Here is a 12,477-nt window from a genome sequence, read left to right on the forward strand (position 1 = left end):
GTAAGCGTAGGCGCTCGGCACTCCCGGTTGACTGCGATCGAGGTCGCCCAGAGTCTGACGGCATGTCTCACAGTGTCCGCAAGCACCTGCGCGTCGAGGTCGACGCGTACGATGCCGCGATTCGGAGCTTCATTCCCGGATACGAGGCCATGTTGGACGCTGCCGCCAGCGCGGTAGCGTCGATCCGGCCGGGCCTGGTACTGGACCTCGGGGCCGGCACGGGTGCGCTTTCCCAGACTTTGCTGAGACAGGAAGGCGTGGGACAGGTCGAGTTGCTCGACGTGGACGCCGAGATGCTCGATCGGGCGAGGGAGCGGCTGCAGCCGTTCGGGTGGCGTGCCCGTTTTCGTGAGCGGTCCTTCCTGGACCCGCTCCCTTCGTGCGATGCCGTGGCGGCCTCGTTGTCGCTGCACCACATCGCCACGCTCGACGAGAAGCGTGCGCTCTACGAGCGGATCTTCGGGGCGCTGTGGTGTGGAGGAGTCCTGGTGAACGCGGACGCCACGATGCCGGTGGAGCCCGAGGCGCGGGACGCGACGTACCGAGCGTGGGCGGACCACATGGTCGCTTCAGGCATCGAGGAGGCCGACGCGTGGCGCCACTTCGATGCGTGGGCCGAGGAGGACACGTACCTCCCGCTGGAAGACGAGCTCGCGGCCATGGCGGCGGCGGGCTTCGAGGCGGAGTGCACGTGGCGGCACCGGCACATGGCGGTGGTGGTGGGGCGGCGCCCGGCGTAGGAGCCCGAGGGTGGGAGTGTGCGCCCGAGACGAGCGGCCCACCGGGCACTACCTCGGCAGGTGCTCTTTGGGGAACTTCGCCACAACCGTGTAGATGGGGTCGACGATGTTGGCGACGGTGCTCTCGCCGAGCTGCCCGACGAGCATGTACGCGTCCCACTTTCCGAAGCCGTAGTCGTCCACGAGCCACTCGATCAGCTCGACGTGCGCGAGACGGAAGGCGTCGATGAGCGGCCGTGCGCTTCCGGCGACCATGATGTGCGTGTCGTCCTCGAAGCGCGGCCACGCGATCGTCTGGTTCTTGATGAGATCGATGCGCAGTGTGACGTCCATCGACGTCTCGAGGCCGGTGCCGTTCACCTCGCCTTCGCCTTGCCTCGCGTGCCCGTCCCCGAAGTAGAAATAGGCGCCGTCGTTGAAGATCGGCAGATAGACCGTCGTGCCCTCGCGCACCTCTGGTGCGTCCATGTTGCCGCCGAAGTTGCCGGGCCAAAGGCCGGTGAACACCTCGCCGTTCGCCGGTGCCACGGAGAGTCGGCCGAGCATCGGCCTCAGCTCGATAGTGATCTGGCTCATCTCCGAGTCGGGGAGATCGACCGTGCCGGTCATCGCGTCGGTGTCGATCCTCCACTCGTACCGGCGTGCGTCGATCGGGTCGTTGAGCAAACGCAGCCGACTGTCGGTGGCGAGGCCGCCGAAGTCGGTGTAGAGCTGTGCGGCCGCCAGGTCGTGGTTCGGGCGTACCCTCAGCACCTCGATCACCAGGACGTCGTTGGTGGTAGCGCCCTCGATGTAGAACGGGCCGACCTCACCGGGGAAGGCGCCGCCGCCCGGATCGTAATAGGCGCCGTGGTTGGTCCGTGAGATGAGCACGGTGCCCGGCCGAATCGTCGCGACCGGTTCGCGTACGGCTACCGTCGCATACCCGACGGTCGGCTCGAAGCGGAGCGTGTCTTGGGCCGCCACTGGAACCGCGAAGTACGCGGCGGCAAGCAAGAACTTGGCGCGGATACGCACGGTGAAGTCCTCCGAGGTTGAGCGAATCGTCGAGTCGCCCAATGTGAGGACTGGAGGTGAGCGAGGCGAGACTCACGGCCTTCAGACGTGTCCAAGCTTGAGGAAGAACGTCCGGCATCCTGGCGTACGCGATCGACGGTGGACGCGGTCTGGCCTCTCTCCTGATAACGTTGATGCTGTTCGCGAGTAGTCTCGCCTATCCGATATCCGCGGTCATGCTGGGAGCGTTCGTACCTGCATGGGGACACGTTCGAGCAGGGGGAGGACACCATGGACCACAGCCAGTACGGTCCGCTCAACGAGTTCATCCGAGGGCTCACGGCCACCGACGCGGATTTCATCCTCGAGAACCCCCCGCCGGCTTCGCTGGTCTACGACGAGCATGCACGCTCGGTCGTGGAGCTTCCACTTCGCTGAGCCACCGCAATAGCTCCGACGGCGTCGAGATCGTCGTCGTCGTCCGCATCGTACTCGTCGTCGATCACGTTGCCACCGGAGCACTGCACGCTCCCACGCGCGAGTAACCGGCACATGAACGTATGCGACACTTCCTTGAGGATCACGCCGTCGGACAGACCCGGCCCGACCGTGACGATCTGGATCTCTTTGTAGTTGCTCGACGACGACGTGATCGTCCAAGTCACCTGGTAGGCGTCGTAGGTGACGGAGCCGTTCGACACATCCCCGAAGTTGGTTGTCCTGATCTCCTCGAGCGCAGATCGCAGTGCGGCGCTCTGATCGATGGCGGTATCGGAGATGCTGGTCTGCGTGTTGAGTTGCCCCGACAAGAGACCAAGGGCCAGAATCCCCACGGTCAAGATGACGAGGGCGACGAGGATCTCGACCATCGTGAATCCCTGTCGCTTGGTGCTTCTCAGGGTCTGTATCATCGAACTCCTAATTGATCTGACCCATCGGAAGGATCGTGACGCTTCTGGTCGAGCCTCCCTGAATCAACCCGACGGTAACCGCTGGTTGTGAAAGAGTTACAATCCGAATCGGCACCCATAAGTCTACGGACCCTGCGGAGACGGTCACACCGAACTCCGTCAGAAAGGATGCCGATCGTCAGCATGTTCAACCCAGCGATCCAGATCAAAACAGTCGCAGTCAGCAGCGGTTAGGGATCTCCAAGGATCTTCATGATCAGCAGGTAGACGCCTAGCAGGCATCCAACTAGCACAAAAAGCATGCCCAACCCACCGAACAGGTGGAGAGGTCGCTGACAACGGCTGATCAGGTACTTCACGATGAGGATGTCCAGGACGACCGTGAAGGTCCGAAAACTCCCGTAGTTACTGGATTCGGCGCCCGATCCGGGTTCGAGATCGGGACCTCTGCGATCTTCGCTTCCACACCACTCAGGAGCGCCGGAACGAACCTGTGAAGCTCCCCGTAGAGGTGCACATCGCCGAGCACTTTTTGCCGATGCGCGCGGAAAGTAGTCTCAAAGTCGTGGATCTGAATTCCCGACACCTTGCATATGATCCAGTTCGCGATCTTCGAGGTTAAATCTGCGGCTCCAGAAGTTGTCTCTGCGCTCGTGCCGCCATCCGGTCACGACGTCGAACCCCTCGTCGATCTTGTCCAGGAACTGCGGGATCTCCTCCGGAACGTGCTGAAGGTCTCCGTCCATCGAAATGATCACGTCGCCACGCGAGTGATCAAATCCGACCGAGAGTTCCGCAGCTTGACCGCGCGGATTCATCCTGAGGCAAAGGGCGCGCGTTCTGGAGTCGCGTACGCACAGCTCGACGAGGGCGTCGAAGGTGCCGTCCCGGCTACCGTCGTTCACGAAAATAATTCCGTAGGTGCGGCCGGTACTCTCGAGGTGACGGTCCAGGGAAGCACGCGCCTAACCGCGGAGTGTCGTGGGACGTTCAACCCCTCGGTGATCCCCCTAGAAGCCCTTCCAGCGGTTCCTCACGCGCGCCATTCTCGTCACACACCGCGAAGGTCGACTCGCTGGCCCCGTACATCGCCACGCCCGCGTAGTCTCCCGCCTTGTTCAGGATGAAGAAGCGCACATCGAAGTTCGGGAGGCCGCGCTCGTTCAACAGACGAGACTCGATGGTGTTGTCCTTGATGCGCGCAAGCGCGCCCATGCCGGCGTCTTTCGGAGCCATGCCTTGACGCATGAACTCCACGATCAAGAAGGAAGCGCAAGTGAAGAGGTTGGCCTCCCCGCGGCCGGTCGAGCCCGCCGCGCCCACGTCGTTGTCGACATACTGGCCCGCGCCCAGAATGGGCGAATCCCCCGCACGACCCGGGATCTTCCACGAAAGGCCGCTCGTGGTCGTCACACCGCAGATGTCGCCTTCCTGAGAGATCGCCTCCAAGCTCGTCGTACCCCAGAATGAGTCGGGGTCGATGAGGCCGTCGTCGACCATGGACAGACTGGCCGCCCACGACGCGTCGTGGAAGCGCTGCAGCCGCGCCTCACTTTCAGGGTCGCGCCCGAAGCCACCGCGGCTCGCCTCCCGGATGCGCTCGTCGGGGTCGAGCCAGTGACTCGGGTCGACGCGGCGGCGCCATTCGAGCCACATGGCGCGGGAGTGCTCGGTGTTGAGGTCGTCCTCGATGTCGAAGCCGAGCGCGCGCGCGAACTCGCGAGCGCCCTCACCCACGATCAAGTGGTGGTCCGTCAGCTCTGCGACGGCCTTCGCGACCAGCGAGGGAGTGCGCACGCCTTCGATGCCGGCCACCCCTCCCGCCCACTTCCGCGGGCCGTGCATGAGGCAGGAGTCGAGCTGCACGACCCCGTCGGCGTTGGGGAGCCCGCCGTACCCGATTCCCGCCTCCTCCGGATCTAGCTCGGGGATGTTCACGCCCGCGACGATCGCGTCGAGCACGTCCTCACCCTCGGTGATTCCTCGAAACGCGCGCTCAATGGCGCTCTCGGGCCCCCCGTTCTTGTAGCGGATGCTGCTCACGTCAGCGACCAATAGCGGACCGGCGCGGCGCGTGTGCACGGCTGGTGCGCGGGCGGGGAGCTCGGAAGTGAGCGCTACGGGGGTAGCAGCAGCGGCGACACCGGCGGCGGTGGTCCTTACGAAGTTACGTCTATCCATGGCTCGATTCGGCTCTTCTGGGTTCGAAGGAAGAAGGGACACGATAGTGCGGGACGCATCGGCTAGCCACGGATTGTCCGCTCATCTGCTCAGCGCCGGCGCCGTCTCTGGTGGCCGTCTGCGTTGCGTCGCTTGCTCGTACGCGTACGCGATGCGGATGAGCGTTGGCTCCGACCACGCGTCGCCGTAGATCTGCAATCCGGCCGGGAGGCGGTCGTCCCAGACGAAGCCCATCGGTACGGTGAGTGCCGGAAACCCGGTCGGTGGCGACAGGATCGGGGAGTTGTTGCCGTGCGGAGTCGTCAGATCCCCGATGAGACGCGGTGGGTTGTTCCAGGTCGGGTAGATGAGCGCGACCACGTCGTGCGCGGCCATCGCGGAGCGCACCGCTTCCCGCAATCGCTGTTCGTTTTCACGCCCCCGAATGCACTGCTCGTTGGTTTCGGGGGTGCCCTCGAAGCCTAGAAAGCGGCGCACGGCGGGCATCACGGTCCGGTAGACGCGCCCACTCTCCTCGATCTCCGCGAGCGTGTGCACCGGTGGGTCCGGGATGCCGGCCAGATAGTTGTCGATGTCGTACCGGAAGCGCGAGCAACCGAGGCCGCGGCGCAGGCGTCTCAGGTCCGGTATTTCGAAGTCCCGCACGATCGTCGCACCGAGGGACTGCAGAGCCCGGATCGCCTCGGAGAAGCGCTCGAGGATCTCGGGATCCGCGGTCTCGGTGTACGCGATCTGGCCAGCCACGCCGATGCGGACGCCGTCCAGGTCGGTCCGCAGGAAGTCCAGGTACGATTCAGGGCGGCGTGCGTCCGCTTCGGCGGTTACTGGATCGTTCGCATCGGTTCCAGCTATTACGTCGAAGATGCGCACGGCGTCTTCGACGGTGCGGGTCATTGGGCCGCCGATGTCGCGATGCGCGAACAGTGGCATGATACCGTCGCGGCTGGTGAGACCCTGCGTGGAACGGATACCGACGAGTGCGTTGTGGCTCGACGGGCCACGGATGGAGTTGCCGGTGTCGGAACCGAGCCCGACGAGGCCCAGGTTGGCGGTGACCGCCGCGGCAGTGCCGCCACTCGAACCCGCGGTAACCCGGTTGAGCTGATAAGGGTTGAAGGTCCAACCGGGCAGCATCGAGCCGACCGTTTCCATTGCGGTGAACGCGAACTCGGCGAGGTTGGACTTCGCGAGCACGATCGCTCCGGCCTGCCGGATCACTCGCACCTGATAGGCATCGTCCGCGGCCATCGCTCCTTCCAGCGACGCGGATCCGCCGGTCGTCGGCATGTCGTGGGTGTCGAAGTTGTCCTTCACGATGAAAGGGATACCGTGCAGCGCCCCGGTCAGTTCGCCGGTCCGCCGAAGCGCGTCGTCCAGCTCGTCGGCTCGAGCGAGCGCCCGCGGGTTTACGAGGATGATCGCGTTGAACGCAGGCCCTTTCTTGTCGAAGGCCTCGATGCGTTCGCGGTAGGCTTCGACGAGCTGCCGCGAAGTGAGTGTGCCAGCCAGCATCGCCTCGTGCGCTGCGGCGATGGTGAGCTCAATGAGCTCGACGCTACCGACCATTTGGGCTGACGCTCGCGGAGGGTTGAGGAGCGCGCACGTGGTTAGGCCGAGGCCGAGCCTGGCCAGGAGTCGGAAGCGCCGGCTCCCGCTGGATCGTGTGTCGGGACTCATGCGTGACTCTTCGCCTCGGCGAGTTCCCGCGCCCGGCACCAGATCGCGTCGAACATAGGCTCGGTGAGTTTGCCTGTGAACGTGTTTTGCTGACTCGGATGATAAGAGGCGAGCACGGTGACCACCCCGAGCTCGACCTCCGTGCCGTGCCCGAAGCGCGGACGAGGGCGCGGGACCGGAGCGCCCCGATCCGCCAGGATCCGCAGCGTCTGGGCGTACGCGAAGCCGCCGAGCGCCACCACCACGCGGAGGCGCTTCATCATATCGAGCTCTCCATCGAGCCATGGCCTGCAGGCGTCGCGTTCACTCGCGTTGGGCTTGTTGGCTGGCGGGGCACAGCGCACCGCGGCGGTGACGAAGACGTCGCTCAGCTCGAGACCGTCGGAGCGGTCGATCGATTCCGGCTGGTTCGCGAAGCCCGCGCGATGGAGCGCTCGGTAGAGCCAATCCCCCGAGCGATCGCCGGTGAACATCCGGCCGGTGCGGTTGGCGCCGTGGGCAGCGGGGGCGAGGCCCACGACGAGCACACGCGCGTCCGCATCGCCGAATGCGGGCACGGGACGACCCCAGTACTCGTGATTGCGGAACGAAGCTCGCTTCTCTCGTGCGACTTGCTCCCGCCATGCGACGAGCCGCGGGCATTTCCTACAGTCGGTCACCCGCGCCTGCAGCGCAGCCATGTCACCCCTGGTCATCGGCCGAAGATATCTCCAGCCGGCTGAGGACGCGAAAGGCTAGGGCTGCAACGCGTTTGCGGCCTCGATTGCTCCCTCGAGCGTGGCGGTCAGCTCTCCCGGGGGCACGTTGTCGCTCACCGGGGCGTCGGTGACGTCGTCCGGGGCGTTGATCCGCCACGCCATTGCGGTGACGACGAAGTAATCACCCGTAGGCGACTCGATGCGGAGGCCACGTTCGAGTCCTTCCGTGAACCAGGAGAGCTGCCGCGACCCTTCGTCCTTCGCTAGGTCCATCCCGTTCGCCAACGCGAAGACCGTCAGCTTGGGGTCGATCACCTCGAACGGACCTCGGTCCGGCTGCACCTGCGCACTCTCGGTCATGCGGCAAAACCTCCATACCCGAATTACCTCGGCCCAAGGACCGAGCCACTCATCTGAAGACTGGCGAGGCAGTCTCCCAGACGCGACCGAGTCCGGTCAGGTTTCTCCGCCGCATACAGCATGCCGGCCCCTGGCCGACGCGCCCCAACTCTAGTCCTCACCGCGCGTGACCGGTCGGGTCGCCATGACGCGAGCACGGTATGTGCCGTGGAATACCGTATGTGCCGTGGTATATAGTCCGAGGATCCCCCGGCGCGCCCGAATCCGGTGATAGCCCGGTCTCCTCGGCGGTGGGCCACGTCGGCCTATGAGGGTTCTTCTTCACTCTCGAGCCACGCCGACCACCACAGCTCCGCCAACATGTCCGCACCCGCGGCGAGGCGCCGGGCGGCGAAGTCGCGTGTCGCTGCCTGCGTGGGGGCTTCGGGATCGAAGCCGATGTCACGCTCGAGGCGATATAGCTCGGCGACGTGGCTGTGCGACTCCTCGAGGTAGGCCCAAACGGCGGCACGAGCCGCTCCCGCGACGGAAGGGGGCGAGCCCTGCCTTGCCCGACCGTCCACGTCCGCCTGCGTGAGGTGCGCCTCCACGAAACCGCTCTCAAATCGTGCGTGGAACGAGCGATCGTCCGTATATCCCTCAGGGTTTGGCACACCGGCCGACCAGCCGTTGAAGTGGATCGTGGTGTGGTGCGGCTGCGACGCATCGGTGACGTAGTGGCCGAGGATGCCTGCGTCGTTGAGGATGCGCGCCTCGATCCACTGCTTCCGCTGGACATCGTCTTCGGAGCGCCACCTCCGCCACCCGGTGACAATCCGTTGGTAGACTTCAATGATGCGGTACGGCAGGAAGCCGCCGTCGCGCTCCGGCTTCTCGAGCCCCGAGTCGTAGAGTGCCTTCAGGAAAGTGAACCGGTCCGCCGCGTCCAGCGCGCCGTTGGGGATGTTCTCCAGATCGATGTAGTGGTCGTAGCTCCAGGCCTGGTCCATCTCTCGGAGGTCGGGGTCCCGCCACCGATCGGGTTCTGCGTCGAGGTAGACCAACTGGTCCGCGGCGCCTCGGAAGAACGCGGGCATGGCGGAGGGCAGCACGCCCGTGGCGGTCCGAGCCGCCATCTCGTGACCGACCGACCCCCAGCGCGGTGGCGCGGGGTCATCGGTGGTGCCGCCGCCGGTGAGCAGTGCGGTGATGAGCCAAGTCTTGAGCATTGTGCTTCCTCGGACTGTGCTAGAGTCTTGTTGGAGCGCGACCGCGCCTCTGCCAACCCGGTCCGCCGTACCGTCCGGCCGACGCGTTCGTTCCGCGACCACCACCGCGTGGGGTGCCCGGTCACGGCCCGCGCTCAGGCGCCGCGGCCCAGCGCCCCGCGGTCGACCTTGCCCAGATGCGTCCTGGGGAGCTCGTCCACGAATACGACGTCGCGCGGGTACTTGTACGGCTCGAGGCGGTGCCTGGCCCACTCTTGCAACTCGGTCACGAGAGCGTCGTCGCTCCGGATCCCGTCCGCGGGGATCACGAACGCCCTCGGTTTCACGAGCCCGTCTTGGGTGGCGACTCCAACAACGGCGACCTCATCGACCGCATCGTGCTCCAACAGACAGTCCTCCAGCTCCGCCGGCGATAGCCACTTTCCGCTGACCTTGAGCATGTCGTCCGCGCGGCCGGAGTAGGTGACATAGCCGTCCGCATCGATGCTGATCATGTCGCCCGAGACGTACCACTCGCCCCGGAAGCCGTGCCGGGTTTTCTCAGCCTGCTGCCAGTACCCCTTGGCGAGGGAGTCGCCGCGGACCCAGAGGTGCCCAATCTCGTTCGGCCCGACCTCTGATCCGTCTTCGTCGCAAGCTTTCACGTCGAAACCGGGCACGGCCTTGCCGAGGGTTCCGAGTCGCACGTCGTCGGGGCGGTTGGAAATGAAGATGTGCCACATCTCCGCCGTGCCGAGGCCGTCCAGCAGCGGAGCTCCGAACAGCTCGTCCCACCGCCGATGGAGCTCCGCGGGCAGCGCTTCTCCCGCCGACGTCGCCAGCCTGATGCACGAGAGATCCTGCGCCTCGGCGTCCGGGTGGCTCACGAGGTGGTTCACCATCGTCGGCACGTTCACGAGGATGGTCGGGCGGAACGAGGCGATCTTCGCGAAGAGCGTCTCGGGGGTGCAGCGCTCGGGAAAGAGCGCCGTAGTCGCGCCGACCGAGAAGGGGAAGAGGAGGTTGGTGCCCGTCGCGTATCCGAAGAAGAGCTTCGGCACCGAGAGCGTGACGTCTTCGGGGCCTATCTCGAGCAGCGCCTGCCCGTACAGCTCCGTCGTATTCACGAAGGAGCGATGACTTTGCACGACCGCCTTGGGACGGCCCGTCGTGCCGCCGCTGAATAGCCAGATCGCGGCGTCGTCCTTGTGCGACGGGAAGACGGGGTGCTCGTCAGGGAGTGCCGCGAGTCGCTCCGCATGGCCATCGCCACCGAGGCCGATCAGCTCTGGCCGATGCCGTGCGCCCTCGAGGGCCAAAGTGAACTCGGGCAGCACGTCAGCGCCCACCAGAGCTACGCGCGCACGCGTATAATCGAAAAAGTACCGGATCTGGTCCCTCTTGAGATGCGGGTTCACCATGACCACGACCGCCCCGAGGCGCACGATACCGAAGAGGGCGCCGACGTAGTCCGCTCCGTCGGGCAGTGCGATCATGACGCGCTCCTCCGGACGCACGCCCGCGTCGGCGAGCAGATTCGCGTACTTGCCGGAGAGCGCAGCGACTTCGCGATACGTGAGCGCACCTTCGTCCGTCAGGAGCGCGCGACGATCACCGCGGCCGTCGTCGAGGCGTTGGCCGAGGAAGTATTGGAAGATGTTGAGGTCGTCGGGCACGGAGTGCGCAGAACAAGAGTCGTCGCAGATGTGGTGCGTGAGGATACACGAATGCTAGAATACTGGTCAATCAGGCCACCGCCCCCTCCATTCAGCTTCCCATGGAAGCAGCCTAATGCCGGTGCACCGCCTGTCCGATATGACATGGGAAGAGGTCCGCGACACGGACCGCGTTCGCGCCGTGGCGATCCTGCCTGTCGGCGCGGTCGAGGCGCATGGTCCCCATTTGCCGCTTGGGACCGACGTGATCATCGCCGAAGCGATGGCGAAGTCCGGCGCGGAGAAGCTCGCGAACGACGGACGCACGGTCTTGATTCTGCCACCGCTCTGGTACACCGCCGCGGCCTTCGCGAAGGCTTTCCCGGGGACCATCGGCGTGGGGGCTGACACCGTTCGCAGGCTCATCCATGAGATCGGGACTGCGCTCCTGGAGCAGGAGATCCGGACGCTCGCGATCGCCAACGCGCATCTCGACCCCGAGCACGTCGCGACGCTACGCGCTGCCGCGGACGAAGGTCCGGATGGACTGCGGGTCGTGTTCGTGGACCTGACCCGGAGCGCAGCGGCCGGCCGTCTCACCGACGAGTTCCGGACCGGTGCCTGTCACGCCGGACAATTCGAGGGTAGCGTGGTCCTGGCCGAGTCGCCGTCGCTGGTGCGTTCGGACGTGGCCGCAGGGCTCGAACCGATCCCCGCGTCGCTCACCGACGCGATCCGGGACGGGAGATCGACGTTCGCCGAGGCGGGCGGTCCTCGTGCCTACTTCGGCTGGCCGGCTCAGGCGACCGCGGAGGAAGGCCGCGAGACGGTCCGTGTTCTAGGGGAGTTGCTCGCCGAGGCGGTCGTCGCCGGAGAGGAGGCCAGGCTTTGAACCTGACTGGAAAGACCGCCGTCATCACGGGTGGTGGGCGGGGAGTGGGTGCTGCAGCGGCGTATGCGCTCGCCGACGCAGGCGCGACAGTGGCGGTCGCCGCGCGCAACGAGGAGCAAGTCGTCGACGTTGCGGCTCAACTCCGGTCCCGCGGCTACGAGGCGTTCGCGTTCCGCTGCGACGTGACCGACCCCCACCAGGTGCGAGATCTCGCGCTCTCGTCGGTAGAGACCATGGGGAGGGTCGACATCCTCATCAACAACGCGAGCACCGCGACGTCTAACCCGCTGCATGGCGTGAAGCTGACCGAGTGGAATCACGTCATGGCGGTGAACGCCACGGGCACCTTCCTGTGTACGCAAGCGATGTATCCCGGAATGGTGGAACGGGGGTGGGGACGTGTCGTGAACGTCGCCGCCATCGCTGGAATCGTCGGTGGCCGGGACCTATCGGCGTACTCCGCGGCCGAGCACGCGGTCGTCGGATTCACGAAGGCGATCGCTAGAGAGGCCGAGGGCACGGGGGTCACCGTGAACGCCGTGTGCCCAGGCTACGTGGATACGCCGCTGACGGACGAGACGATCGCGCGCAGGATGCAGCGTGTGGGACAGACGTGGCACGAAGCGATGACCGCGATCCTCGAGGAGGCTGGTCAGCCGAGGCTGATCCGCGCGGACGAGGTCGCCGAGGCGATCATGCCTCTGCTCGCCGACGACGCGAGCGAGACAAACGGCCAACTGGTCGTGATCGACGGCAAGGACGGCCCGTGACCTACGAGCACATCAACCCCGAGGAGCTCGGTGTGCCACGCGGTTGGACGAACGGCATGCTCGCGCCGAAGGACGGCCGTATCCTGTTCGTCGCGGGGCAGGACGCTGCCGAGGCGGGCGGCGAGGTCGTCACGGACGACTTCGTGCAACAGTTCGACCTCGTCCTCGGAAAAGTCCTCACGGTCGTGCGCGAGGCAGGTGGGGGTCCCGAGGACGTGGGCCGCATGACGATCTTCGTGACCGAGCTCGACGAGTACCGGAGCGCTCGGCGCGAGATCGGAGAGAGGTACCGCGCGCACATGGGCAAGCACTTTCCGGCGATGGCGCTGGTGGAAGTGCGCGGGCTCCTCGATCCCGGCGCCAAGGTCGAAATCGAGGCCACGGCCGTCATCAGGGACTTCAGCGTCTAG

14 protein-coding genes are annotated in these 12,477 nt (G+C 65.7%); 5 read left to right on the top strand and 9 right to left on the bottom strand.

Annotated elements, in window-relative coordinates; genetic code table 11:
• The first annotated feature begins 62 nt into the window (after nucleotides 1–62).
• On the top strand, nucleotides 63–740 hold the full coding sequence (locus IIB36_07640) for a class I SAM-dependent methyltransferase (protein ID MCH7531629.1): 678 nt from the start codon (nucleotides 63–65) through the stop codon (nucleotides 738–740).
• Between the two features lie 48 nt (nucleotides 741–788).
• On the opposite strand, the gene IIB36_07645 is transcribed toward IIB36_07640, so the two are convergent.
• Nucleotides 789–1,757, bottom strand: coding sequence for an acetamidase/formamidase family protein (locus tag IIB36_07645; GenBank protein ID MCH7531630.1), 969 nt, complete (start codon nucleotides 1,755–1,757; stop codon nucleotides 789–791).
• Nucleotides 1,758–2,027: 270 nt separating this feature from the next.
• Here IIB36_07645 and IIB36_07650 point away from each other — a divergent pair, with 270 nt between their 5' ends.
• Nucleotides 2,028–2,174, top strand: a complete 147-nt coding sequence (locus IIB36_07650) for a hypothetical protein (GenBank protein ID MCH7531631.1) — start codon at nucleotides 2,028–2,030, stop codon at nucleotides 2,172–2,174.
• On the opposite strand, the gene IIB36_07655 is transcribed toward IIB36_07650, so the two are convergent.
• From IIB36_07655 to IIB36_07690, 8 genes are all read right to left on the bottom strand, one after another.
• Complete coding sequence (locus tag IIB36_07655) at nucleotides 2,129–2,647, bottom strand: prepilin-type N-terminal cleavage/methylation domain-containing protein (GenBank protein MCH7531632.1); 519 nt, start codon at nucleotides 2,645–2,647, stop codon at nucleotides 2,129–2,131. The genes IIB36_07650 and IIB36_07655 overlap by 46 nt on opposite strands.
• Nucleotides 2,648–3,204: 557 nt before the next feature.
• Nucleotides 3,205–3,600: a glycosyltransferase gene (locus IIB36_07660; protein ID MCH7531633.1), complete on the bottom strand. Its 396-nt coding sequence runs from the start codon at nucleotides 3,598–3,600 to the stop codon at nucleotides 3,205–3,207.
• A gap of 37 nt (nucleotides 3,601–3,637) precedes the next feature.
• Nucleotides 3,638–4,828: an isoaspartyl peptidase/L-asparaginase gene (locus tag IIB36_07665; GenBank protein ID MCH7531634.1), complete on the bottom strand. Its 1,191-nt coding sequence runs from the start codon at nucleotides 4,826–4,828 to the stop codon at nucleotides 3,638–3,640.
• An 81-nt stretch (nucleotides 4,829–4,909) separates the two neighbouring features.
• Nucleotides 4,910–6,505, bottom strand: a complete 1,596-nt coding sequence (locus tag IIB36_07670) for an amidase (protein MCH7531635.1) — start codon at nucleotides 6,503–6,505, stop codon at nucleotides 4,910–4,912.
• Nucleotides 6,502–7,200: a uracil-DNA glycosylase gene (locus IIB36_07675; protein ID MCH7531636.1), complete on the bottom strand. Its 699-nt coding sequence runs from the start codon at nucleotides 7,198–7,200 to the stop codon at nucleotides 6,502–6,504. Before IIB36_07675 ends, IIB36_07670 begins: the two co-directional genes overlap by 4 nt.
• Nucleotides 7,201–7,239: 39 nt before the next feature.
• Nucleotides 7,240–7,563 (bottom strand): hypothetical protein, encoded by a 324-nt coding sequence (locus tag IIB36_07680; GenBank protein ID MCH7531637.1) that lies wholly within the window; start codon nucleotides 7,561–7,563, stop codon nucleotides 7,240–7,242.
• A 305-nt stretch (nucleotides 7,564–7,868) separates the two neighbouring features.
• Complete coding sequence (locus IIB36_07685) at nucleotides 7,869–8,771, bottom strand: hypothetical protein (protein MCH7531638.1); 903 nt, start codon at nucleotides 8,769–8,771, stop codon at nucleotides 7,869–7,871.
• A 134-nt stretch (nucleotides 8,772–8,905) separates the two neighbouring features.
• Entirely contained in the window at nucleotides 8,906–10,426 is a 1,521-nt protein-coding gene (locus IIB36_07690; GenBank protein ID MCH7531639.1) for a benzoate-CoA ligase family protein, read from the bottom strand.
• A gap of 139 nt (nucleotides 10,427–10,565) precedes the next feature.
• Between IIB36_07690 and IIB36_07695 the strand changes: the two genes are divergently transcribed.
• Genes IIB36_07695 through IIB36_07705 form a run of 3 tightly spaced genes read left to right on the top strand, consistent with a single transcriptional unit; the run spans nucleotide 10,566 to nucleotide 12,477 of the window.
• Nucleotides 10,566–11,297, top strand: coding sequence for a creatininase family protein (locus IIB36_07695; protein MCH7531640.1), 732 nt, complete (start codon nucleotides 10,566–10,568; stop codon nucleotides 11,295–11,297).
• The gene (locus tag IIB36_07700; GenBank protein ID MCH7531641.1) at nucleotides 11,294–12,067 is read left to right on the top strand and encodes an SDR family oxidoreductase; all 774 of its coding nucleotides are present in this window, start codon (nucleotides 11,294–11,296) and stop codon (nucleotides 12,065–12,067) included. Before IIB36_07695 ends, IIB36_07700 begins: the two co-directional genes overlap by 4 nt.
• Complete coding sequence (locus IIB36_07705; protein MCH7531642.1) at nucleotides 12,064–12,477, top strand: RidA family protein; 414 nt, start codon at nucleotides 12,064–12,066, stop codon at nucleotides 12,475–12,477. Before IIB36_07700 ends, IIB36_07705 begins: the two co-directional genes overlap by 4 nt.

It is taken from the genome of Gemmatimonadota bacterium, assembly GCA_022560615.1.
Classification (GTDB): Bacteria; Gemmatimonadota; Gemmatimonadetes; order Longimicrobiales; family Gaopeijiaceae; genus UBA1138.

Bases quoted from the DNA above. Each gene is read 5' to 3' on its own strand.
- IIB36_07670 (MCH7531635.1), bottom strand. From the start codon at position 6,505: ATGAGTCCCGACACACGATCCAGCGGGAGCCGGCGCTTCCGACTCCTG.
- IIB36_07640 (MCH7531629.1), top strand. From the start codon at position 63: ATGTCTCACAGTGTCCGCAAGCACCTGCGCGTCGAGGTCGACGCGTAC.
- IIB36_07675 (MCH7531636.1), bottom strand. From the start codon at position 7,200: ATGACCAGGGGTGACATGGCTGCGCTGCAGGCGCGGGTGACCGACTGT.
- IIB36_07680 (MCH7531637.1), bottom strand. From the start codon at position 7,563: ATGACCGAGAGTGCGCAGGTGCAGCCGGACCGAGGTCCGTTCGAGGTG.
- IIB36_07650 (MCH7531631.1), top strand. From the start codon at position 2,028: ATGGACCACAGCCAGTACGGTCCGCTCAACGAGTTCATCCGAGGGCTC.
- IIB36_07665 (MCH7531634.1), bottom strand. From the start codon at position 4,828: ATGGATAGACGTAACTTCGTAAGGACCACCGCCGCCGGTGTCGCCGCT.
- IIB36_07655 (MCH7531632.1), bottom strand. From the start codon at position 2,647: ATGATACAGACCCTGAGAAGCACCAAGCGACAGGGATTCACGATGGTC.
- IIB36_07685 (MCH7531638.1), bottom strand. From the start codon at position 8,771: ATGCTCAAGACTTGGCTCATCACCGCACTGCTCACCGGCGGCGGCACC.
- IIB36_07695 (MCH7531640.1), top strand. From the start codon at position 10,566: ATGACATGGGAAGAGGTCCGCGACACGGACCGCGTTCGCGCCGTGGCG.